This is a genomic window from Rhizobium sp. BK619 (assembly GCF_014195245.1).
Lineage (GTDB): Bacteria > Pseudomonadota > Alphaproteobacteria > Rhizobiales > Rhizobiaceae > Rhizobium > Rhizobium acidisoli.
The window spans coordinates 89,825-113,463 of sequence record NZ_JACIBH010000006.1 but is presented as its reverse complement, the minus strand read 5'-3'; the positions used below and the strand labels follow the sequence as shown (position 1 = coordinate 113,463).

Annotated in this window: 13 protein-coding genes; 7 read left to right on the top strand and 6 right to left on the bottom strand. The window is 61.0% G+C overall.

Going from position 1 to position 23,639, the window contains the following annotated elements; translation table 11 throughout:
- Positions 1–10 precede the first annotated feature (10 nt).
- A complete protein-coding gene (locus FHX14_RS12810) occupies positions 11–1,465 on the top strand; it encodes an NAD-dependent succinate-semialdehyde dehydrogenase (protein WP_184377336.1) in 1,455 nt (484 codons plus the stop codon).
- A 41-nt stretch (positions 1,466–1,506) separates the two neighbouring features.
- The gene (locus FHX14_RS12805) at positions 1,507–2,307 is read left to right on the top strand and encodes a PhnD/SsuA/transferrin family substrate-binding protein (protein ID WP_184377335.1); all 801 of its coding nucleotides are present in this window, start codon (positions 1,507–1,509) and stop codon (positions 2,305–2,307) included.
- A 170-nt stretch (positions 2,308–2,477) separates the two neighbouring features.
- Here FHX14_RS12805 and FHX14_RS33030 read toward each other — a convergent pair whose 3' ends face one another.
- Positions 2,478–2,867: a hypothetical protein gene (locus FHX14_RS33030; protein ID WP_246713389.1), complete on the bottom strand. Its 390-nt coding sequence runs from the start codon at positions 2,865–2,867 to the stop codon at positions 2,478–2,480.
- A gap of 106 nt (positions 2,868–2,973) precedes the next feature.
- On the opposite strand from FHX14_RS33030, the gene FHX14_RS12795 reads away from it, so the two are divergent.
- The 5 genes from FHX14_RS12795 (at position 2,974) to FHX14_RS12775 (ending at position 17,121) form a co-directional block, all read left to right on the top strand.
- Positions 2,974–4,266, top strand: a complete 1,293-nt coding sequence (locus tag FHX14_RS12795) for a PLP-dependent aminotransferase family protein (RefSeq protein ID WP_246713388.1) — start codon at positions 2,974–2,976, stop codon at positions 4,264–4,266.
- A 1-nt stretch (position 4,267) separates the two neighbouring features.
- Positions 4,268–5,560 carry an FAD-binding oxidoreductase gene (locus tag FHX14_RS12790; protein WP_184377333.1) on the top strand — a complete coding sequence of 431 codons (1,293 nt, stop codon included), beginning with the start codon at positions 4,268–4,270 and terminating at the stop codon, positions 5,558–5,560.
- A 163-nt stretch (positions 5,561–5,723) separates the two neighbouring features.
- Positions 5,724–13,712, top strand: coding sequence for a hypothetical protein (locus FHX14_RS12785; RefSeq protein ID WP_246713387.1), 7,989 nt, complete (start codon positions 5,724–5,726; stop codon positions 13,710–13,712).
- A gap of 178 nt (positions 13,713–13,890) precedes the next feature.
- Positions 13,891–15,966, top strand: coding sequence for a glycosyl transferase (locus FHX14_RS12780; RefSeq protein WP_184377581.1), 2,076 nt, complete (start codon positions 13,891–13,893; stop codon positions 15,964–15,966).
- Positions 15,967–15,972: 6 nt separating this feature from the next.
- The gene (locus FHX14_RS12775) at positions 15,973–17,121 is read left to right on the top strand and encodes a UDP-galactopyranose mutase (RefSeq protein ID WP_184377332.1); all 1,149 of its coding nucleotides are present in this window, start codon (positions 15,973–15,975) and stop codon (positions 17,119–17,121) included.
- 32 nt (positions 17,122–17,153) lie between these two features.
- Here FHX14_RS12775 and ugpC read toward each other — a convergent pair whose 3' ends face one another.
- The 5 genes from ugpC to FHX14_RS12750 all read right to left on the bottom strand — a co-directional run bounded on the left by ugpC (position 17,154) and on the right by FHX14_RS12750 (position 23,605).
- Positions 17,154–18,131 (bottom strand): sn-glycerol-3-phosphate ABC transporter ATP-binding protein UgpC, encoded by a 978-nt coding sequence (gene ugpC / locus FHX14_RS12770; RefSeq protein WP_184377331.1) that lies wholly within the window; start codon positions 18,129–18,131, stop codon positions 17,154–17,156.
- Between the two features lie 3 nt (positions 18,132–18,134).
- Entirely contained in the window at positions 18,135–18,962 is an 828-nt protein-coding gene (locus FHX14_RS12765; protein WP_184377330.1) for a carbohydrate ABC transporter permease, read from the bottom strand.
- Positions 18,959–19,837, bottom strand: coding sequence for a sugar ABC transporter permease (locus tag FHX14_RS12760; protein WP_184377329.1), 879 nt, complete (start codon positions 19,835–19,837; stop codon positions 18,959–18,961). Before FHX14_RS12760 ends, FHX14_RS12765 begins: the two co-directional genes overlap by 4 nt.
- A 122-nt stretch (positions 19,838–19,959) precedes the next feature.
- Positions 19,960–21,243: an extracellular solute-binding protein gene (locus FHX14_RS12755; protein ID WP_184377328.1), complete on the bottom strand. Its 1,284-nt coding sequence runs from the start codon at positions 21,241–21,243 to the stop codon at positions 19,960–19,962.
- Positions 21,244–21,280: 37 nt separating this feature from the next.
- The gene (locus tag FHX14_RS12750; protein WP_184377327.1) at positions 21,281–23,605 is read right to left on the bottom strand and encodes an alpha-L-rhamnosidase; all 2,325 of its coding nucleotides are present in this window, start codon (positions 23,603–23,605) and stop codon (positions 21,281–21,283) included.
- Positions 23,606–23,639: the final 34 nt, after the last annotated feature.

Below are 23,639 nucleotides of genomic sequence, written 5' to 3'. Positions count from 1 at the left end.
AAGTCGTCCTATGAAACTCAGTGATCCCTCGCTATTCCGTCAGGCATGCCCGGTCGCCGGCCGCTGGATCGAAACGGAAGGCCGCCAGGCGACGACGGTGCGCAATCCGGCAACCGGCGAACCGCTCGGCGCCGTCCCCGACCTCGGGGCCGCGGAAACGGAAGATGCCATCGCCGCCGCCGTCATCGCCCAGAAGCTTTGGGCGAAGAAGACCGCCGGCGAGCGCGCCGCCGTTCTCAAGGCATGGCACCGCCTGATGATCGAAAACCGCGACGATCTGGCGATGATCCTGACGCTGGAGCAGGGAAAACCGCTCACTGAAGCCAAGGGAGAAATCACCTATGGCGCAAGCTTCATCGAATGGTTCGCCGAAGAGGCAAGGCGCATCAACGGCGAGACCATACCGGGGCATCAACCGGATAAGCGCATCCTCGTGCTGCGCCAGCCTGCCGGCGTGGTGGCGGCGATCACGCCCTGGAATTTTCCGAACGCGATGATCACCCGCAAGGTCGGCCCGGCACTTGCCGCCGGCTGCGCCGTCGTTCTCAAGCCGGCGCCGCAAACGCCGTTCTCGGCAATCGCCATCGCCATTCTTGCAGAGCGCGCCGGCCTGCCGCCCGGCCTGCTCAACATCATCACCGGTGACGCTGCCGCAATCGGCGGGACGCTGACGGCAAGCCGTGACATCCGGGTCTTGACCTTCACCGGCTCCACCCGGACGGGCGAGCTGCTTTATCGGCAATGCGCGCCGACGATCAAAAAACTCGGCCTCGAGCTTGGCGGCAATGCGCCCTTCATCGTCTTCGACGATGCCGATCTCGATGCGGCCGTCGAAGGCGCAATCATCGCCAAATTCCGCAACAATGGCCAGACCTGCGTCTGCGCCAACCGGCTCTATGTCCAGGACGGCGTCTACGAGGCTTTTGCCGCCAAGCTGGCGACGGCCGTTGCGGCACTGAAGGTCGGCAATGGCCTCGAGCGCGATGTCGTGCTGGGCCCGCTGATCGACGAAAACGCCGTTGCCAAGATCGAAGCCCATATCGGCGACGCCACCGCAAAAGGTGCCAGGATCGTTTCAGGCGGCAAGCGCCATGCACTTGGCGGCCTCTTTTTCGAACCGACCATTCTGCGCGATGTCGCAAGCGGCATGCAGGTCGCCCGCGAGGAAACTTTCGGGCCTCTTGCGCCGCTCTTTCGTTTCCGCGACGAGCGGGATGTCATCGAACAGGCAAACGACACCGAATTCGGACTTGCCTCGTATTTTTACGCGCGCGATCTATCGCGGGTCTTCCGCGTCGCCGAAGCGCTCGAATACGGGATGGTCGGCGTCAATACCGGTCTCGTCTCCACTGCCGAGGCGCCGTTCGGCGGCGTGAAGATGTCGGGTCTCGGCCGTGAAGGGTCCCGGCACGGGTTGGACGAATATACCGAACTTAAGTATGTATGTTTGGGTGGCATTGGCTGACCTTGGTCGACATTTGCGCATGCCGCAAAAGAAAGACCAGCATGCAATTCGCCAGTATCGCAATGTATCTCACACCCCAGTCGCTTGCAGATGCGACGGCCGAGCTCTGGTCGTTCCTCCGGCATTATCTCTCGCAGGCCGGCCTGACGGACCTGCCCGAGACGCTCGATCGGACGGTGGCTTATGACGACGCCTGGCTGAGGCCGGATCTTCTCCTCTCGCAGACATGCGGCTATCCCTTTGCCAGCCGCCTGCGCGGCAAAGTTCGCCTGGTGGCGACGCCGGTCTATGATCATCCCGGCTGCGACGGTCCGCTGATGTGCAGCTTCATCATCGTCCGCACGGGTTCTTCCCATCGCACGCTGGAGGATCTGCGCGGCACCACGGCTGCAATCAACAGCCCCGACAGCAATTCCGGCAGCAATCTCTTTCGCGCGGCCGTCGCGCCGCTTGCCCGCGAGGGCCGTTTCTTCGGCCGGATCATCGAAACCGGCAGCCACGGCGGCAGCATCGCCGCCGTCGCCGAGGGAAGGGCGGACGGCGCAGCCATCGATTGCGTCACCTATGGCAACATTCGCCGCTTCGATCCCGGTCATGTCGAAGGGGTCCGCATCATCGCCGAAACGCCGAAAGGCCCAGGCTTGCCGTTCATCACCTCGGGCGACGCTTCGGACGAGAGGGTCCTTCTCCTGCGCCGTGCGCTTGCCGCTGCTGTCAAGGAGCCATTGCTGGCGGCCACACGGGCCACGCTCGGCCTCGTTGATTTCGCGGTGCTTTCCGAAGCCGACTACGAGCCGCTTCTCTCATTGGCCGGCGAGGCGTTGCGGCAATTAAGGGCTTGAAGGGGCTCCGTGGGAATCGGCGTCGCTGTTGTTTACCAGACTCGGCCCGCTTATGCAGATGTTCTGAATTGGCGCGTCTACAGTGCTGCATAAGACGCTGACGGGGTCCGTCGGCAGCTCCCCGTCTACAGCTGTAATGACACCCGAATATTGCGAATAGCCGATAGGCGTCACGACATCTTACCGTTTTCTGCTTTGTGCACCCCAAAAGCGCCAGACAAGCGCGCCGTGATGCTTTTCATTACGTCAGGCTGTGTTCTATCAACCCCGTAGACGAAGCCCGGAAAGTCGAGAGGCTGCTGGAGCGACCAGATAGCTTCGTGCTGATCGGGTGGCAGAATTTGTGCTGGATCGCCGACCGCAATCCAGCCGATTGGCACGGTCGAGCCCGGTTCGAGGCGCGTGCGTAAGTGTACGGTTCCATTAATGCGGACTTCCGAGCCCCGTCCGATTTCAGCACCGTGAAACACCGCAGCCCCCGTGGCGATGAAAACTTCATCACTGATCTGCGCGCCGACGACATGGCTATTGGGGCCAATTACGCAGTGATCGCCTAGCATGCAGTCATGGCGTCCTGTCGCCCGGATTACAGCATTTTCGAGCACAATGCAGTTCCGCCCGATGCGGATGGAACCACCAGCCTCAGCTACCAGGCGAGCCCCATGCATGATTCTGCTGCCCGCGCCGATGGCGACGTCACCGCACACTGTCGCGTCCTGTGCGATCCAGGCGTCGGGATCGATCGATGGTGATCGCGAATTGCAGAACCTTAATCTTGTCATGGGCAGCACCCGGCGTGGCACGATCGTCACCGGCGACGGCGCCATGCCGCGGGTCGACCGGGCGGCGAGCCCGGCCGGGATCATCGACCTGACGGTCAACCGGCCGGCCATCGACGATTTCCAGCAGCGTCTCGCCCAATCCTTGCCGGCGCTTTCGTCCGATCCGCGCTTCGGCCAGATGCAGGAGTACCAGCCGCCGGAAGGGCCGGCCTGGGCGCGCCGTGCGGCGAGAAAATGGATATCGCTCAACGGCTTCGACCCGTCCGAAGACGATATCGTCGTCACCAGCGGGGCCCAGCACGCTCTTCTCGCTGTCATTAGCAGCCTGATCGAGCCCGGCGATACCATCGTCTGCGATCGGCTGACCTATTACGGCCTGATCGCGCTTGCCCAGATGTTCCGCTTCCACATTATCGGCATCGGAAGTGACGAACAGGGCATGTCGGCGGCGGAGCTCGACGATATCTGCGGCCGGGAGCCGGTGCGCGCCGTCTTCACGGTTCCCTCGATGCACAATCCGACCGTCGTCACCATGAGCGAGGCGCGTCGGCGGGAATTGGTCGGGGTCGCGGAAAAGCATGATCTCGTCATCATCGAGGACGATGTCTATGGCCCGATGCTCGGGACCCACGCAAGCGCCCTGATCACGCTCGCTCCGGCGAGGACCTACCATATCTCCGCGCTTTCCAAGGCCTTGGCGCCGGGTCTGCGCGTCGGCTACCTCACTTGCCCGCCCGGCCGTGCGCTGCTCTCCGCAGAGGCGGTGCGCACGACCGCCTGGATGCCTTCGCCGCTACCGTTGCTGCTTGCCACCCGCTGGCTGGAGGACGGCACGGCCGAAGCGATCCTGAAGGCCCAGCTTGCGGAGCTGCGCGCCCGCCATGCGATCGTGACGACGATCCTGGCCGGCCACTCTTTCTCCGCCGATCCGCGCTGCATGTTCCTCTGGCTCAGACTGCCGGCGCCATGGCGCTGCGAGGATTTCGCCGCCAATCTGCGCGCCCACGGCGTTTCCGTCATGGCTGCCACCGCCTTTGCCTGTGATCGTCAGCCCGTCGAACATGCCGTGCGCGTCAATGTCGGCTGCGCATCGTCGCGGGAGGAACTGGCAACGGCCCTGCGCATCATCGCCGCGACGCTGAACGATCGTCCCCGCGCTCTGGCCGGCCTGGTCTAGGATGAATAGGCCGCTCCCCGAGCTTCAGCCCTTGCCCGACGCCGAGCGCCGGCATGTGGCTGTTGTCGGCGCGGGATTGGTCGGCCTCTGCTCGGCCCTCTGGCTGCAGAGAATGGGGCATCGGATCACGATCATCGATCCGGCGCCGCCACTGGGCGATGCATCCTACCGACAGGCCTGTTCCTATGGAAACGCCTGCACCTTTGCGCCGCACGGCGTCGTTCCTGTCGCGACGCCGGGCGTCATCTGGCGTGTGCCGGGAATGCTGCTCAATCCGCTCGGTCCGCTGGCGATTGTCTGGAGATACCTGCCGCAACTGGCGCCGTGGCTCTGCGCCTTCCTGGCATCGAGCACGAAAGCCGAGGTCGAGCGCATTGCCACGACACTGGCGGTGCTGCTGTCCCATGCCGATGCCGCCTGGCAGCCGCTTGTGATGGAGGCAGGTGCCGAACGGCTGAAGCGGCATGACGGCTGCCTCTATCTCTACAAGACGGAAGCGCAATTCCGGGCTGCCGATGCCGAATACGCGCTGCGTCAACGCCACGACGTCGCCATGGAGCAGCTCAACCGTGCCGATATCCAAAGCTTGGAGCCCAATCTTGCGCCGCTCTATCACAAGGGCGTGCTGTTCCGGGACGCCTATGTATTCTCGAGCCCCAGGCAGCTCGCCTTTGCGCTGGCGCAAGCGCTCGTCAATGGCGGAGGAGAGATCATCCGCGGCGAAGTCTCGGCAATCGAGCAGCGCGACGACGGCATCGGTCTTAGGATCGCGGGCAAGGCAATGCTTGCCGACCACGCCGTCCTGGCCGCCGGCGCCAGGTCCCGCAAGCTCGCGGCATCGGCGGGCGATCGCGTTCTGCTCGATACCGAGCGCGGTTATCACGTCCTGTTCCCGCAGGCCGGCAATCTTCTGTCGCGTCCGGTCTGCTATCCCGAGCATGGCTTCTACATGGTGCCGATGGCGGATGGGTTACGTGCCGCGGGAACCGTTGAACTCGGCGGGCTTGCCGCTCCCTTGAACCCCAGGCGGACGGCGATGATCCGTGACGGCGTGAAAATGCTGCTGCCCGCCGCCGGACAAGGCGGCGACGAGTGGCTGGGTTTCCGGCCGTCCATGCCGGATTCGCTGCCGGTCATCGGCAGCTCGCGCTGCTTGCCCCGCCTCACCTATGCCTTCGGCCACGGCCATCTCGGCCTGACGCTGTCGGCCTTGACCGGCTATCTCGTGTCTCAGCTCGTTGCCGGGCAAGATCCGGTCATCGACCTGGCGCCCCTGCGTCCCGATCGGTTTTGAGCCGTTATAGCGCCCGCGTCCTTTGAGACGCACAAAGGGCGCTGAAACCATTTGAATTGCTGAATATTGAAGGCTTCCGGTTGGTCGGGATCACGCCTTGAGCAGGGCCGCGGCGTGAAAAATCACAGCTTCACGCAAGCCAGGCAACCTAGGCTGGCAGCGATTGTGGGGACATTCATTTTTTCGATTCGGGAAGGCGCGCTTAGCCAAGCTGCGGCCTTCCGGTCCTATTCATATTGGCTACGGAAAGAGTCTTGCCATGACTTCGATAGTTTCTTCCTACAGTCTCACTCAGATCAAGTCGCTTTCGACGGCGGCCGTTGCTGCCTGGACGACGGAAGACGTGGCAACTCTTTCAACGAAGCAGATCAGTGTGCTCTCGTCGGCTCAAATCGCCGCATTGGATACCGAAGATGTCGAGGTCCTCAGCTCTCAGCAGCTGAGCGCGATTTCGCAAGGTGCCGTTTCCGGCCTCACGCTTGATCAATTGGCCGTACTGTCGACATCGGCCATCGAAAGTTTCACCTCCCTGCAGATCGCCGCAATCACGACCAAGCAGATCAGCGCGCTGACGACGGCGCAAGCAGAAGCTTTAACATCATCCCAGGTCGGCGCCCTCAGTTCGCTGCAGATTGCGGCTCTGAGCACTGCGGATGTGACGACGTTTTCGACCGCAGATATGGCGGCAATTATCAGCAAAGCGATAACAGGCCTGTCGACATCAGCGGTTGCAGCTCTTTCGACGGCCCAGGTCGCCGCTTTAAGCACCGGCGCCATTTCCAATCTTACGACCCCTCAGATCGCGGCCATGGGAACGGCGCAGGTCGGCGCCCTGGCGACTGCGCAGATCGCTGCCCTCAAAGCCGCCCAAATCGCCGGCATGAGCACGACCGCTATCACGGCGCTTTCGACCGCGCAGATTGCCGCCTTGAGCACCGGCGCAACCGCCAGCCTGAACACGGTTCAGGTCGCGTCCTTGAGTACGGCGCAAGCCGAGGCGCTCAGCTCCGATCAAGTGAAAGCACTGACTTCGCTTCAGCTTTCCATCCTGGGCGCGGACGACATTGCTACATTTTCCACCGCAGATATTGCGGCGATCACCGTTTCTGCCGTTTCGGGCCTGTCGACTTCCGTTCTTTCCTCTCTGTCGACGGACCAGGTTGCGGCCCTGAGCACTGCCGCCGTCTCCGGCCTGACAACAGCTCAGATAGACGCGTTGAGCACGGCACAAATCGGCGCGCTGACGACGGCGCAAGTTGCGGCCCTTAAGGCGACGCAGATTGCGGTCATAGGCACGAACGATATCGCGGTGCTGACAACCGGGCAGATTGCCGCCATCAGCAAGGTTGCCGTTTCCGGTTTAACGACGGTCCAGATCGCTGCTTTGAGCACAACGCAGATCTCTGCTTTGACGACAACGCAGGTCGCCGCCCTAAAGGCGACGCAAACAGCAGTCTTGAGCACGGACGAGATCTCGGCGCTTTCAACAGCGCAGATCGCTGCCCTCAGTCTGAGCGGCCTCTCGGGCCTTGCCACGGGGCAGATCGGCATACTCACGACAACGCAGGTGGAAGCGCTGACGACAGCACAGGTCGCCGCTTTGACTTCGACCCAGATTTCTGCCTTGGGAACGGACGACGTCGCCAGTCTCTCGACGGATGACATTGCGGCGATTACCAGCGTCGCGATATCGGGCCTGAGCACGGCTGCGGTCGCCGCTCTTTCGACGGCTCAGCTCGTCGCTTTGAGCTTGAAAGGAATTGCGGGTCTAAGCACGGATCAGATTGCCGTCTTGACCACGGAGAAGACGGGCGTTTTGACCACGGCACAGGTCGCCGTGCTGAGCTCAAAACAGATTGCGGCGCTGGGCACGGATGAAGTCGCGACGCTTTCGACCGCGCAGGTGGCCGCCTTAAGCACGGCCGGCGTCAAAGGGCTCACGACCGGCCAGATCGCCGCGTTGAGCACGCAGCAGGCCGAATCTTTGACCAAAGCACAGATTGCGGGGCTGAGTTCGACGCAGCTTTCCGTATTGTCTGCCGACGATATCGCCACGTTCTCCACCGCGGAAATAGCAGCGATCACCAGCAGTGCCATAGCCGGATTGAGTACCGGTGTTGTCGCCTCTCTCTCCCATGATCACATCGCCGCGCTCACTGCGAGCGCCGCTGCCGGACTGACGACAAGCCAGGTTGCAGCACTTTCAACCACGCAAATTGCTGCTCTGAGTTCAGCTGCCGTTGCGAGCTTGACGGCAGGCCAGATCTCGAGCCTGAGCACCGCACAGGTTTCGGCGTTGACGACCACCCAGGTCAGCGCCTTGAAAGCAGCGCAGATTGCGGCCATGACGCCGGGTGATGTTTCGGTCCTTTCAAGCGCGCAGATCGCGGCCCTCACCACAAGCGCCATCGCAAGCCTGACCACCAGTCAAGTCGCGGCCGCAAGCACGGCACAGATTGCGGCGCTATCGTCCACCCAGATCAAAGCGTTAGGTTCGACGCAACTCGCTGCCCTCAGTTCGGAAGATCTGGCGACCTTCACGACCGACGAAATGGCGGCGATTTCCAGCAAAGCCGTCAGCGGCTTGACGACCGGCCACATTGCATCGCTTTCCACCGATCAGGTTGCCGCGCTGGCGACGAGTGCGATCACGGCCCTGACGACCGATCAGATCTCAACTCTGAGCACCGCTCAACTGGCAGGTCTGACGACCAGCCAGATCGCGGCATTGAGTTCGACTCAAACGGCAGTGCTGACGGCGAGCGATTTAGCGGCTTTCTCAACCGCCGATATGGCGGCACTTGCCAGCAATGCCATAAAAGCTTTGAGCACGGACGTTATCGCGTCTCTTTCCACCAGCCAGATTGCTGCCCTGAGCACTGGTGTAGTTGCGGCCCTGACCACCGGTCAGGTTGCCACCTTGAGAACCGACCAGGTCTCAGCGCTCGCTCCAACGCAAATTGCGCTTCTGACGTCGAACCAGGTCGCGGTTCTCGACACGGGCATCATCGCATCCCTCTCCACTGCGCAGATCGCAGCGCTTAGTGCATCCGGCGTCTTGGGCCTGACCACTGATCAGATTTCGGCTTTAAGCACTGTTCAGACCGAGGCATTGACGGCGACCCAGATCGCCAAGCTGAGTTCCACCCAGGTCTCTGCGCTCGGAGCCGACGATATTGCGACCTTCACGGCCGCCGAAATCGCCGCGATCTCGAACAAGGCCGTCACGGGCTTGGCCACGAAGGTCATTGCAGCCCTTTCGACAAACCAGATCTCAGCGTTGAGTGCGGCCGGCATCGCCGGATTGACCACGAACCAGATCGCCGCATTGAGCACAACGCAGATTGCCACCATGCCCGCAGCATGGATGACGGCTCTGAGTTCAACCCAGATTGCTGCATTTGATACCGGCGTCATTGATTCTCTATCTACTGCCCAGGTCGCTGCCATAAGCACATCAGGCATTACCGGTTTGACGACCGATCAGGTCAATGCGCTTGATACAACGCAGATCGCGGCTTTGACGACAAGCCAGGTCGCGGCCCTGAAATCCGCCCAGCTCTCCGCTTTGGGAACGGATGATATCGCCGCGATGTCCGCTGCCGACATTGCGGTGATCAGTTCAACCGCGATGTCCGGATTATCGACGGCCGCGATTAAAGCTCTATCGGCCAGCCAGATTGCCGCCTTGAGCACGGCGGGCGTTGCCGGGCTCAGCACCACGCAAATCGACGCGTTGAGTACGGGTCAGGTCGATGCCCTGCTTACGAACCAGATTGCGGTCTTAAGCTCATCGCAAATTGCCACAATGGATGCAGATGTCGTTGCTTCGTTCTCTACGGCACAAATTGCCGCCCTCAGCACATCCGGCATTGCCGGCCTGACAACGACCCAGATGGACGCATTGGGCACTGCGCAGGCCGAAGCACTCACTGCCTCGCAGGTGAAGGTCCTCAATTCGACCCAACTTGCTGCGCTCAGCACGGAAGACATCGCCACCTTCTCGACTGCCGACATCGCTGCGATTTCGAACAAAGCGGTGTCGGGCCTCGGCACCTCGGCCATTTCAACGCTCTCGACCGCTCAGATCGCGGCCCTCAGCACGACCACCGTTACAGCCTTGTCGACCGATCAGGTTGCCGCACTCGGCGCGGCGCAGCTTGCCGCCCTCGCGACGACGCGGATCGCAGCACTGAGTTCGGCCCAGGTAGCAGCTCTCAGCACGACAATTGTCGCGTCGCTTGCCACAGATCAGATCGCTGCACTCAGTACGGCCGGGATTTCCGGGTTGAGCACCGATCAAATCAATGCCTTGGACAGCGCGCAGGTCGCCGCACTCACGACGAGCCAGGTCGCGGCATTGAGTTCCGCGCAGCTTAGCGTGCTGACCACGGACGACATAGCCGCGTTCTCGACTGCGGATGTTGCCGTAATCGGTTCGACCGCCATTTCCGGCCTGTCCAGCGCGGCCATTGCCGCCTTGTCGACGGCTCAGATCGCCGCCATCAGTCCCGCTGGCGTCATTGGCATAACGAGCGATCAAATCCTCGCTTTGAACAGCAGCCAAATCAACGCCCTGGCGACCAAGCAGATGGCGGCCTTGAACTCGACGCAGGTCTCCGTCCTGAACACGAGCGCTGTGGCAACCCTTTCAACCGCACAGATTGCGGCCCTGAGCAGCACCGGTATTGCCGGATTGACCACAACTCAGATCGCGGCCTTGAGCACCGGCCAGGCCGAAGCCCTGACCTCGGCCCAGGTGGCGGCCCTCAGCTCCAAGCAAATCGGCAGCCTGAGCGCGGCCGATATCGCCACGTTCTCGACCAAGGAAATCGCGGCAATCGGGTCGAGCGGCGTTTCCGGCCTGTCGACGGACGCTATTGCAGCCTTGTCGACGACACAGGTTGCAGCCGTCAGCACGTCAGGCGTTACCGGCCTGACCACCCAGCAGATCAGCGCGTTGACCACCGGCCAGCTTCAGGCTCTGACAACAGCGCAGATCGCCTCCCTCAGCTCGGCCCAGCTTTCGGTGCTGACGACTGCCGATGTCGCGGCTTTGTCAACCAGGAGCATTGCGGCAATCGGTTCCGGCGCCATATCCGGCCTGTCCACAACAGTCGTATCAGCCCTGTCGACGGATCAGGTCGCAGCTTTCAGCACTTTGGGCGTTACCGGCCTAACCACTAAGCAGATCGCTGCCCTGAGCACAGATCAAGCCGAGGCATTGACGAGCGCCCAAGTCGCGGTGCTCAGTTCAACGCAACTTTCAGGACTGCCGACCGCTGATATAGCGGTCTTCTCGACCCAGGATATCGCCGCAATCGGTTCCAGTGCCATATCCGGCCTGTCCACCGCGGCAATCGCGGCATTGACAACAGCCCAGATTGCCGCGCTCAGCACGCTGGGGATCTCTGGTTTGTCCACCAGGCAGATCGCCGCCTTGGACACCAGTCAGGCCGAAGCTCTGCTTAGCAAGCAGCTTGCGGCTCTGAGTTCCACACAGGTCAGAGCACTCAGCACCGCCGATATCGCTGCGATGTCGACTGCGCAAATCGCAGCGCTCAGCACCTCCGGCATGGTCGGCCTCAGCAGTCTGCAAATTTCCGCTCTGACGACTGCTCAGGTGCAAGCCCTGACGACGGCACAGATCCGCGTTCTCGGCTCAACGCAAGTCGCCGCCCTGCCGACCGCCGATATTGCGGTCCTGACAACCGCGCAGATTGCTGCACTTGGCAGCGTCGGCATTGCCGGTCTAACCACCGTTCAGATCGCGGCGTTGAGTACCGGCCAGGCCGAGGCCCTGACATCGGTTCAGGTCGCCTCTTTGAATTCGGCCCAAATCGCGGCCTTGGATGCTGCCAACCTGCAAACCTTTTCGACTGCTGATATCGCGGCAATTAGTTCAAGCGCCATTTCTGGCCTGTCAACGACCACGGTCGCCGCCTTCTCGACGGAGCAGGTTGCGGCGCTCAGCACGGCCAGCGTCGCCGGCTTGACCACCGCGCAGATTGCCGCCCTGGGCACCGCGCTGGTGGCAGCCTTAACGACAAGCCAGATCGGCGTTCTCGGCTCCAAGCAAGTCTCGGTCCTGAGTACCGCGGATATTGCGGCTCTATCGACCGCACAGATTGCGGCTCTTAATACCGGTGGTATTTCCGGTCTGACGACAGCGCAGATCGCGACCTTGAGCACCAACCAGGCAGAAGCTCTGACCTCAGCCCAGGTCGGCACGTTGAGCTCGACCCAGATAGCGGTTTTGGGAGCCGATGATCTGGAAACCTTCTCGACCGCGGATATCGCAGCCATCACAAGCGCAATATCGGGTTTGTCGACGAGCACGATCGCGGCCTTCTCGACGGGCCAGATTGCCGCGCTGAGCACGACCGGTATTGCTGGTCTGACCACGGCGCAGGTGTCCGCGCTGAACTCCGAGCAGTTGGAAGTTTTGACCACCGCTCAGATTGGCGCCCTCAGTTCCAAGCAGACTGCAATTATCGGGACGACCGGCATAGCAGCGCTCTCTACCGCTCAGATTGCCGCACTCAGCACAGCTGGTATTGCCGGCTTGACCACCGATCAGATCGCCGCGCTCAGCGCCGACCAGGCGGAGGCTCTGACATCTGTCCAGGTCGGCACGCTGACATCCAAACAAATGGCAGTCCTCGGAACGGCCGATCTCGAAACCTTCTCGACCGGCGATATCGCGGCGATTGGTTCGCTTTCCATAACGGGCTTGTCCACCGCTATGATCGCAGCCCTGTCGACCGCGCAGATCGCCGCGCTGAGCACGGCCGGCATTACAGGTCTGACCACCGATCAACTCGGGGCGCTCGGCACGGATCAGGCGGCCGCATTGACGCCCACCCAAGTCGCAGTTCTCAGTTCGTCACAGATTGCGGCTCTCGGAACCGGTGCCCTTGAAGCCCTATCGACGGCCGACATTGCGGCAATCAGCGCGACCGGCATATCGGGCCTGTCGACCGCTATTGTCGCAGCGCTGACGACGGTCCAGATCGCAGCCTTGGGAACGAAGGGCATTGCAGGATTGACGACGGCGCAGGTTGCCGCGCTCAGCACCGACCAGGTCGAGGCTCTCACGACCGCGCAGATCGGTGCACTCGGCTCCACGCAGGTTGCCACATTGAGCACAGACGATCTGACGGTCCTGTCTACGGCACAGATCGCGGCCTTGAGCACGGCCGGCATCACCGGCTTGAACAGCGCTCAGGTTGCTGCTCTGAGCGTTGACCAGGTCGCTGCACTTTCGAGCACTCAGATCGCCGCGTTGAGTTCGGCAGGTATCGCCGGCCTAAGTACGGTCGACCTGGCGACTTTCTCTTCCGCCGATATCGCAGCAATCGGTTCCAGCGCCATACAGGGTCTGTCCACGGACTTCGTTGCGTCGCTATCCACCACTCAAATCGCCGCGCTGGCGACGGGCAGCGTCGCCGGCCTGAGCAGTGCTCAGATCGGCGCTCTTGGGGTCGAACAATTCGAAGCGTTTTCAACGACCCAGATCGCAGCATTGAGTTCGTCCGGACTTGCGGGATTGACCACGGCGGATCTGGAAACCCTCTCCACCGCCGAGTTGGCAGTAATCAGCTCAAACTCGATTCAAGGCTTGTCGACCGCGGTTGTCGCCGCCCTTACCAGCGACCAGCTCACGACCCTGACGACGGCCCAGGTCGCCTCGCTGACCCACAACCAGATAGGGGCAATGAGCACCGATCAGATCGTTGCTCTGTCCACCGCGCAGATTGCCGTCTTGAACGCGCTGCAGGTCGCCGCGCTGGATCCTGACGATATCGCCGTCTTCACCACGGATGACATCGTCGCCTTGAGCTCGAATGCGATCGCGGGATTGACCACAAGCGTCATCACTTCACTGACAACGGAACAAGCCGAAGCCCTGACGTCAGCCCAGGTAAGCAGGCTGACATCGGTACAAGTTGCGGCGTTGACGACCCAGGAGGTCGCGACCTTTTCGACCAATGACATTGCCGCGTTCAGCTCGAGCGGCATAGCGGGACTGTCCACGCAAGACATTGCCAGCATGTCGAGCACGCAGTTGGATGCTCTGATGAAGTCTCAAATGGCGAATCTGAGTTCGGATCAGATAGCGGCTGTCATCTCGGCCTATCTTACGGCGTAAGTGCAATCCCAACCGAAGCGTCCACCCCGAGCGCGTCGGGGTGGTTCCTCTTCGAGCCTGAGCGATGGTCCCAAACCAGCTTGCCCGCAGCGCTCAACACATGTTTAGAGCAAGCTAGTCCGGTTAACCGTCATTAGCCTTTCGCAAATGGTTGCAATGCCGGCCGTCGATTCGTGGGATGTCCATGGTTACCAACGATGCATCAGTTCAAATTCCAGTTCCGTCTCTTGCCGGAATATTGGAGCTTGCGCGAACCCAGCGCCTTTCCTTCACCGAGCTGTTTCAGTTCGCCGAAGGTCGGAGCGCCGCCGGACGAATGTTGGAGGCGGCAGAGGTCTACAAAGTCTGGATCGCATTCAACGACGCCCATCCGTTCCTGCACCTCGTCTATTTCAATTATTCCGTCACTCTGCGCCAACTAGGTGATGTAGCGGGATCGATTCATGCACTGCGTGCATGCTTGAAGCTTGAGCCGCGCTTCGGGCCGGCACACATCAACCTTGGCCGTGCGTTGGAAGACAGCGGCATCGCTACGGGAGCAATTCTGCAATGGCGGAGCTTCGTGGAGATGACCGGAGAGATAACGGCTGACGGGCTCTCACATCGTCTGTTGGCGCTTCAGCACGTCGGACGGGTCATGGAAAATGCAGGTCTCCTGGAGGAAGCCGAAACCGCGTTATGGCAAGCAATGGAACTGCGGCCCGACAAGACCGAAGCCGGGCAGCATTGGAGTGCGCTGCGCCAGCGCCAGTGCAAATGGCCAACGCTTGTGCCATCGGACCATGTCTCCATGCGTCAACAGCTCGACGCCATGTCGCCGCTGGCGCTTGCCTGCTTTTCCGATGATCCATTGTTCCAGCTCGCCAAGGCTTACCGCTACAACAAGTCTTTCGTCGGGCGTCCGAATACCAACGGCTTCCCGCGCAAGGTGGCAAAGCAGAAGACGGGCACCGGTCAGCGCCTGCGCGTGGGCTATGTTTCCTCGGATCTGCGCGATCACGCGGTCGGCTTCGCGCTCCGAGAGGTTCTGGAGCTGCATGACAAGCATAGTGTCGAAATCTACGCCTATTATTGTGGTGAGCCGGTCGAAGGAGATGCGACCCAGCTGCGCATGAAAGCTGCCGTCGATTGCTGGCGCGACATTGCAGCACTTGGCGATGCGGAAGCTGCAAGGCAGATCGCCGACGACGACATCGACATTCTGGTCGACGTCAACGGTTATACCAAGCATGCGCGAACGAAGATCCTTGCCTATCGGCCAGCACCGGTCGTGGTCAATTTTTGCGGTTATCCGGGAACGATGGGCAGCCCGTTCCACCACTACATCATCGCGGACGAGCACATAATCCCGCCGGAGAACGAGATCTATTACTCGGAAAAAGTTCTCCGGATCCCATGCAGCCAGCCGGTCGATCGCAAGAGGGTGATTGCCGAAAGGCCGTCACGAGCAGAAGCCGGGCTGCCGGAAGGCGTTTTCGTTTTTGCCTGCTTCAACGGCACGCAGAAAGTCACGCAAGAAACCTTTGCCCATTGGATGAAAATTCTCCTCGCTGCGCCTGGCAGTGTGCTCTGGCTCCTCGCTGGAAACGACGATGTGGACCAACGTCTGCGCCAAGTGGCCGAGAATGCCGGTGTCGCAGCCGAACGTCTCATTTTCGCGCCCAAGGCGCCGAATGCAAAACATCTTGCCCGGATCGGGCTCGCCGATCTGTTCCTCGACACGTTTCCCTATGGAGCACACTCGACGGCAGCCGATGCCCTGACCGTTGGGCTGCCTGTCCTCACATTCCCCGGCAAGAGTTTTGCAGCACGCTTCTGCCATAGCATTGTTGCCGCCGCCGGCGTTCCTGAACTGATCTGCTCGGGGCCGCAAGCCTATATCGACAGCGCTATCGGCTTTGCAAACGACCCCGAGAGCCTGGACAAGATCAGGGAATGCTTGCGCGCAAAACGGGAGACCTCCGCATTGCGCGATATTCCGGCTCTCGCGTCTCGTCTCGAAGAACTTTTCTGGCAAATGCAGGCAGAATGCGAACGCGGTGAAACGCCAGTGCCGGACTTACGCAATCTGGACATTTATTACGACATCGGGGCGGAACTCGTTCAGGAAAACATCGCCTTTTGGGACGATCGGGCCTACAGGCAGGCTTACCGCAACAAGCTGATCGAATGGCACAATTATGCGCCTCTTCCGCCCGACAGCCGATTGGCGGCGGAGGGGTTTGCGGCAACAGGCGCAACCGGAAAGAGCTGATCGGGAATGGCCGGGATTAAAAGGATTGCCGTTGTCGGTGCCGGGTTTTCGGGGGCGGTCATCGGGCGTGAACTCGCGCTCGCGGGTCACCAGATCGATGTCTTCGACACACGAAGCCATATTGCCGGAAATTGCCATACGGAACGCGACCCCGCCACGGGCGTCATGGTTCATGTCTACGGCCCCCACATTTTTCACACGGACGACCAAGAAGTCTGGGATTATGTGAACCGCTTTCAGACATTCCTGCCCTATAAGAACCGTGTCAAGACGACGAGTTCAGGGCAGATATATTCCCTGCCTATCAATCTTCACACGATCAATCAGTTTTTTGGCAAGGCGTTCAGGCCCGAGGAGGCGCGGGCCTTCATCGATGAATGTGCTGATAAAACCATAGGGGATCCGAAGACTTTCGAGGAACAGGCGCTGCGCTTTGTCGGGAAGGGCCTCTACGAGGCGTTCCTCAAAGGATACACACAGAAGCAATGGGGATGCTCTCCAGCTGCACTTCCGGCTTCCATCCTGAAACGGCTTCCGGTCCGTTTCAACTACGACGACAACTATTTCTTCCATAAACATCAGGGAATGCCGGAACACGGCTATACCGAGATGATCGGGCGAATTCTCGACCACGCAAATATAACGGTTCATCTGGAAACACGGTTTCACAGTGGTCTGCGCAAGGACTTCGACCACATATTCTATTCCGGTCCACTCGACGGCTATTTCGACTACGAATATGGCCGTTTGGGATATCGTACGCTGGATTTCGAGCGCTTTACCTATGAGGGTGATTATCAGGGCTGCGCCGTCATGAATTACGGGGATGTTTCCGTGCCCCATACGCGTGTGACCGAACATAAGCATCTGTCTCCATGGGAAGACCATTCCGGCTCGGTCTGTTATCGAGAGTTCTCCAGGGCCTGTGGCCCGGACGACATTCCCTACTATCCGATCCGCCTGATGGAGGAGAAGGAGCAGCTTGCCCAATATGTGGCAAGATCCTCGGCGGAGGCCTCGGTGACCTTTGTCGGCCGGCTCGGGACATACCGCTATCTCGACATGGACGTAACGATCCGCGAGGCGCTGGACACGGTACGGCTATATCTATCCGCCGGGCCCGAGATGCCGGCATTCCTGCATCGGCCGCTCTAATTTACGCTCCTCGAAAAGCTTTGGTCTCACCCTCAAAACCGATGCTCCGCTCCCTCGACCGGATTTGCCCAGACCGTCATGCCAGGTGCAAACGGCGTCTCGCCTTCGGCACGCACGACCATTTCTCCTAAATCGGCAACGTCGAGGTAGAGGATCGCGTCGGCGCCGAGCCGTTCCACGTGGCGGATCTTGCCCTGCCATTGTCCGGCGTCTTCCGAGAGTTTGATGTGTTCCGGGCGCACGCCGTAAGTCGTGCAGTTGAATCGTCGTGCCGTCTCGCCGCCATAGAGGTTCATCTTAGGGCTGCCGATGAAGCCGGCGACGAAGGGTGTGGCGGGATTGCGGTAGAGTTCCATCGGACTGCCGATCTGCTCGACTGCCCCGCCGTTCAGGACGACGATCTTGTCGGCCATCGTCATGGCTTCGACCTGGTCATGGGTGACATAGATCATCGTCGATTTCAGCCGGGCGTGGAGGTCGGCGATCTCGAGGCGCATCTGGGCTCTGAGCGAAGCGTCGAGATTGGAGAGCGGCTCGTCGAACAGGAAGACCTTGGGATCGCGCACGATCGCCCGGCCGATGGCGACGCGCTGCCTTTGGCCGCCGGAGAGCGCCTTCGGTTTTCTCTGCAGGAGATGGGTGAGCTGCAGCGTTTCGGCGGCTGCGTTGACCCTGGCTGTGATTTCCGCCTTCGGACGGCGGGCGAGCGATAGTCCGAAGCCGATATTCTCGGCGACCGTCATATGCGGATAGAGCGCATAGCTCTGGAATACCATGGCGATGCCGCGCGCGGAGGGTTCGGCATGGGTCACGTCCTTGCCGCCGATCGTCAGCATACCAGAGGTCGTCTCCTCCAGGCCGGCGATGATGCGCAGCAGCGTCGATTTTCCGCATCCCGACGGGCCGACGAAAACGACGAACTCGCCGGAGGCAACCTCCAGATCGATGCCCTTGATGACCTCGAGGGCGCCGAAGCTCTTACGGACCTGTTTCAGAGTGAGCTCAGCCATTTTCTACCCTTTGACTGCGCCGGATGTCATGCCCGCGACGATCTGCCGGTTGAAGAAGATGAAGACGATCAGCGGCGGGATCGTCACCAGCAGGATATTCATGAAGAGCAGGTTGTACTGGCTCGTATACATGCTCTGGAAATTATAGAGCGTCAGCTGCACCGTCACGTTCTCCTTGCCGGGAAGGTAATAAAGCGGGTTGGTGAAATCGTTGAAGATCGCGATCGACTGCACGACGATATTGGTCACCGTCACCGGTTTCAGAAGCGGCAGGATGACCCTGAAGAAGATCTGCCGAGGCTTGGCGCCGTCGATCAGCGCCGCTTCGTCGAGATCGCGCGGTATGGTCGAGATGAACGACCGGTAGAGCAAGATCGAAAAGGAGAGATTATAGGCGACCTGGATCAGGATCATTCCAGTCATGGTCTTGAAGAGGCCGATCTCCTGCAAGAGGCCGATGGTCGGCACGACGGCCGGCGGCATCATCAGGCCCATGAACAGCGCAACCGACGCCACCTTGTTCCAGACGGTCCTGCGGCGCTGCATCACATATCCGACCATCGCCGACAGCAAGAGCAGGATGGTGACGGAGACCACGGTGATCAGGGTGGAGTTGAAATAGGCGAGCGCGAGCTGGTAGTCGCGGGCCTTGAAGACGGCGATCAGATTATCCCAGAACAGCCACTGCCCAGGCAATTCGAAATCGAGGCGGGAGGCTTCGGATTTCGATTTGACCGCCTGAAGAGCGACGAAAACGAAGGGCATCACGAAGATCACGGCCGCGACGACCAAGGCGATCGCGCCGGTTACGTAAGGGCGGACGCTTCTCATTCTTCGACCTCGCGCCGGTTGAACCACAGGGTGATGGGCAGGATGATCACGGCGATCAGCGCAAACAGGATCACGTTTCCGGCGGTCGACAGCCCATAAAACCCGGCCTGGTACTGCTTGTAGATAACCGAGGCGATCACATCCGAGGAGAAACCCGGGCCGCCGCGGGTCATCGCCCATATCAGGTCGAACGAACGAAGCCCGCCGATCAGCGACAATGTCACCACGACGATGGTGGCGGGACGCACGAGCGGCAGGGTGATCCGGAAAAATTGCTGAAGCCGTGTCGCGCCGTCGATTCTCGCCGCCTCATAATAATCGGGGCTGATCGCAGCGAGGCCGGCGATGAAGATCAGGGTCGCGAGGCCGACACCCTTCCAGACATCGACCAGGGCCACCGAAAAAAGCGCGAGCGCCGGATTGGTGAGCCATCCTGGCCCCGGAATGCCGAGCGCTTCGAGCGTGACATTGATAATGCCCCTGGTCGGATGCATCATCACCGTGAAGGTAATGCCGATGCCGATCGTCGACACCAGCACGGGAAAGAAGACCAGCGTGCGCAGGAAGCCGCGGGCGAAAATATTGCTGGTCAGCAGCACGGCGAGCAGCAGACCGCAGACCGTCTTCAGGCCCGAGGTCGTCACCGCGTAGATCAGCGTGTTGACGAGCCCCTTGACCAGGAAGGGTTCGGAAAAGAACTGCCGAAAATTTTCGAGCCCGATGAATTCGGCCGTCGAAAGATCCCAGCGCGTCAGGCTGAACCAGAGAGACGATACCGTCGGAGCAAGAAACAGCACGCCGTAAATGACGGCGGCGGGAATGAAAAACCACAGCGGGTAGGGCGATTTGCGCGCCGGGCGGCGTGTCTCGATCATGGCTCCCTCTTCGCTCGGGTGGCGCCTCACCCTTTAGGAGCGAGGCCGCCAACTGCATAAGTGTTACAGCGTCCTTTGCGCGTCAGAAACAACCCGCGGTGCTGTAGCCCCGAAAGACCGCTCTACCAGTTGGGCAGGCCGAGCTGCTTGGCCTGCTTGCGCACATCCTCGTCGTAGAGTTTCGCCGCCTCGGCTGGTTGGCGAATGCCGGAGCCGACCTCGACGGTGATCTGCTCGAGCGCCGGTCCCTTGACGGGAGAAACGAATTCCAGGGCCGGGGTCGTCTTGTCCTTGGCCTCGAAATAGGGAAGCATATCCTTGATCGCCGGCGGCACGTCGGCAGGCAGGTCGCAGCCGTCGACCAGGGAGGGGCCCTGGACCGCGTTGGTTTCCACCATGATCTTGCAGCCCTCGACGCTCCCGGCGAAATCGACGAATTTTTTCGCTTCCTCGGCATGCTGACTGGTCGCAGGAATGTAAAGGCCCGGCGGCATCCAGACCGTCAGGCCGTTCGTTGCGGCATCGTCGCTCGGCTGGGCGAAGAAGCCGACATCTGCGAGGTTCTCTGGATAATTCTGCTTGAGCGCACTGACCGCGAAGCTCAGCATCGGATAATGCGCTGCCTCGCCGGTCGACACCATTCTCAAGCCGTCGTCGTAGCTTGCCGCGCCGAAGTCTTCGTTCATCAGGCCGGCATCATGAACGTCCTTCAGCCGTTCGAAGCCCTTCATTGCCGCCGGCGTCTCGGCATATTTCGCCTTGTTGGCGGTATAGTCGGCGGCAAAGTTCGGCACGGCGGCATGCAGATTGTAATAATCGGCCAGAACGAACAGCTGCGAGGTCCAGGTGTCGCGATAGGTCTGCGCCACGGCGACCTTGCCGGATGCCTTGACCTTGGCGTTGTTCGCCATGAAATCCGCCCATGTTTTCGGAACGGAGAGGCCGAGATCCTGATAGATCTTCCTGTTGTAGAGGATGCCGCCGGCCATCGCCGTGCCGAAAGGAACGCCGTAGAGCTTGCCGTCGGCGCTGACCACCGCCTTGAAGCTTTCGTCCACCTTTGCCTGTGACGGCAGACTGCTCAGATCGACCAGTTTCTGCGTGGGCTTCAGCGCCTGTAAGAGCGAACCGGAATTATAGAGGAACACATCGGACATCTCCCCCGTCGCCAGGCGTGTCTTGATGATGTTGTCGCCCTCGCCGCCGCCCGGCCGCTGTTCGATTTCGATCGTCACGTCGGGCGCCTTGGTCTGATAGGCGGCAGCCAGGGCCTCGGCTGCTGCGACTGTGTCGGGATTGTTGTCGATCAGGAAAGACAGCGTAGTTTCTGCATGCGACGGGCCGGCCGCGGCCAACGCCAGAAGCGTGGATGCGCCCGCAAGAATGCGCTTTATCCGATGTGTCATGACGTTCCTCCTCTGAACGGTGTGACGTGTATGCTCCTCAAATTCCGGGTAGAGAAAAGACCAGCTGGTGCGTTCCCGGGGGGAGAACGGCCTCCTCGCCGACAGGCTTTCCATTCAGCGACGGGTTCTGATGCCGCCGTCCGGGCCGGAAGCGGCCGATGCAGCCTTCCGGAAGGGTCAGCACATAGGTGACCTCGTTGCTGCTGCAGTGCCAGCCGGCCTCGATGCGTCCCTGGCTGACGTCATGATGGGCGGCAACCGGCGAGAGGCCGGGGATCGGCGCGGGATCGACGATCACCTCGGCAAAGCCGGGTGCGCTCGGGCTCGGCGAAATTCCGGCGACGCATTCGAACAGCCATTGGCAGACGGCGCCATAGGCGTAATGGTTGTAGCTGTTCATATCCGGTTCGTAGATGGTGCCGTCAGGCGCCATCGAATCCCAGCGCTCCCAGATCGTCGTCGCTCCCTTCGACACCTGATAGAGCCAGCCCGGCACGTCCTCCTGCAGGAAGACCCTTTCGGCGAGATCGTCCATTCCGAGCTTCGTCAGCGCCGGCAGCAGGGCAGGGGTGCCGATGAAGCCGGTACCGATCCTATAGTCGGCATCGACGATTACCTGCCGGAAATGCCGTTGGGCAGCCTCATGATGCTCCTGCGGGATCAGATCGTGCAGGAAAGCCAGCGCATAGGATGTCTGGTCGTTATGCGCGAGCCGTCCGGCCGGCGTGATGAACTCGTTGGTAAATGTCCGCCGGATTTCGTCGGCGCGCTGCTTCATCTGTTCTTCAAGCGCCTGCTCGCCGAGAACGGCGGCGATCTTTGCCAGAAGGTCTGTCGAGATGAAGTGATAGAGCGTGGCCGCGCAGTCGTCCGCAATCGTCGGGCGCGGCTTCCGGTTGTCGCCGACCGGCTGCAGCCAGTCGCCGAAAGTGAAACCACGGGCGCCCCAATGCGACGGCGGATGCACGATCGGGCCATCCGAAATGGACCAGACGAAATCCACCCAGCGCACCATGGAATCCAGGCATTCCGCCAGAACCGCGCGATCGCCGTAATGAGTGTAGAGCACCCAGGGGATGACGACGATCGCATCGCCCCAGCCGGTCGAGCCGGCATAACCCGGAAAATCGGCGGGATGCAGGCGCGTCGGGTCCGGTGAAAAATGCGAGACGGCGCCGTCTTCGCGCTGGTCGGCCATCACATCGCGTAGATATTTCCTCAAGAAGGACTGGCTGTCGCTCAGCCAGCAGGCGGTTGCGGCAAACACCTGTGCGTCGCCAGTCCAGCCCAGGCGTTCATCGCGCTGCGGGCAATCTGTCGGTACTTCGACGAAATTGGCGCGCTGCGACCAGATGGTATTCTGGACGAGGCGATTGACGAGGGGATTTCGGCAAGTGAAGCCGCCGGCAGGCTCGGGCACCGACGAGATCGGGATCGATGCGATTTCAAGAATTTTGGCATTTCCCGTGATCGTCACCCTGGCATAACGGAAGCCGTGGAAGGTGAAATGCGGCGCATAGGTCTCGTCGTCGCCGTCGCCGCGCAGTGTGTAGAGTGTGTGCGCCGCGGCCGTGCGATAGTTGCGATTGTCGAAATGCCGGTCGGGGCCGAGCACTTCCGAATGCTCCACCCGCACTTCGGTACCGCCGACGCCGCGGACTGTGTATCTGACGTAACCGCCGACGTTCTGGCCGAAGTCATAGATCGTTCTGCCGTCGTCGTCGGTCCAGCTGTCGACGGCGGCGAGCGGCTGCAACTCCCGCACCGCTGCCGTCTCATGTGCAACGAGCAGCGCCGTGTCGAACGGCAATCTCTCGGTGCCGTGCGTTTCCGTGGGGTTTTCCAGCAGCGCGTCATAAATCTCGCCGAAATAGATCCCCGATTTCAGGATCGGCAGCCTGCCGCTCCGCCAGCTCGTATTGGTGGAAAGAATGACGCCGCCCGGGCCCATCAGATCCGCAATGGCGCCGATCCTGTCGCCCCAGCAGTTCGGGATCGGCTTGGCGCCCCACATCAGGGGCGAGCGGTACCATCCGTCGGCAAGCCAGATCTCGATACGGTTGAGGCCCGGGTTGAGCAGGCTGGAGACATCGTAGCGCTGATAGGCGATGCGATCGTCGTAATTCGTCCAGCCCGGCGTCAACAGGTCGTCGCCGACGCGCGCGCCGTTGATGAAGCAGCGGTAAAGACCGAGGGCGGAGATGAACAGCTCGGCCGGAACCCCGGCGCCATCATGTTCGAAGCTTTTGGAGACGAAGCTTGCGGCGGTTCCCTGCCCACCGTCCGACAGCGGCGCGATCATCTCTCCCGACCAGGCGCGCGAAACGAGATTGCCGCTGATGGCTGCCGGCTGAAAGTTCATCAAATCCTCCCGATGAAATGTAGAACGTTCTCCA

Bases quoted from the DNA above. Each gene is read 5' to 3' on its own strand.
- FHX14_RS12810 (WP_184377336.1), top strand. From the start codon at position 11: ATGAAACTCAGTGATCCCTCGCTATTCCGTCAGGCATGCCCGGTCGCC.
- FHX14_RS12805 (WP_184377335.1), top strand. From the start codon at position 1,507: ATGCAATTCGCCAGTATCGCAATGTATCTCACACCCCAGTCGCTTGCA.
- FHX14_RS33030 (WP_246713389.1), bottom strand. From the start codon at position 2,867: ATGCTAGGCGATCACTGCGTAATTGGCCCCAATAGCCATGTCGTCGGC.
- FHX14_RS12795 (WP_246713388.1), top strand. From the start codon at position 2,974: ATGATTCTGCTGCCCGCGCCGATGGCGACGTCACCGCACACTGTCGCG.
- FHX14_RS12790 (WP_184377333.1), top strand. From the start codon at position 4,268: ATGAATAGGCCGCTCCCCGAGCTTCAGCCCTTGCCCGACGCCGAGCGC.
- FHX14_RS12780 (WP_184377581.1), top strand. From the start codon at position 13,891: ATGTCCATGGTTACCAACGATGCATCAGTTCAAATTCCAGTTCCGTCT.
- FHX14_RS12775 (WP_184377332.1), top strand. From the start codon at position 15,973: ATGGCCGGGATTAAAAGGATTGCCGTTGTCGGTGCCGGGTTTTCGGGG.
- ugpC (WP_184377331.1), bottom strand. From the start codon at position 18,131: ATGGCTGAGCTCACTCTGAAACAGGTCCGTAAGAGCTTCGGCGCCCTC.
- FHX14_RS12765 (WP_184377330.1), bottom strand. From the start codon at position 18,962: ATGAGAAGCGTCCGCCCTTACGTAACCGGCGCGATCGCCTTGGTCGTC.
- FHX14_RS12760 (WP_184377329.1), bottom strand. From the start codon at position 19,837: ATGATCGAGACACGCCGCCCGGCGCGCAAATCGCCCTACCCGCTGTGG.
- FHX14_RS12755 (WP_184377328.1), bottom strand. From the start codon at position 21,243: ATGACACATCGGATAAAGCGCATTCTTGCGGGCGCATCCACGCTTCTG.
- FHX14_RS12750 (WP_184377327.1), bottom strand. From the start codon at position 23,605: ATGAACTTTCAGCCGGCAGCCATCAGCGGCAATCTCGTTTCGCGCGCC.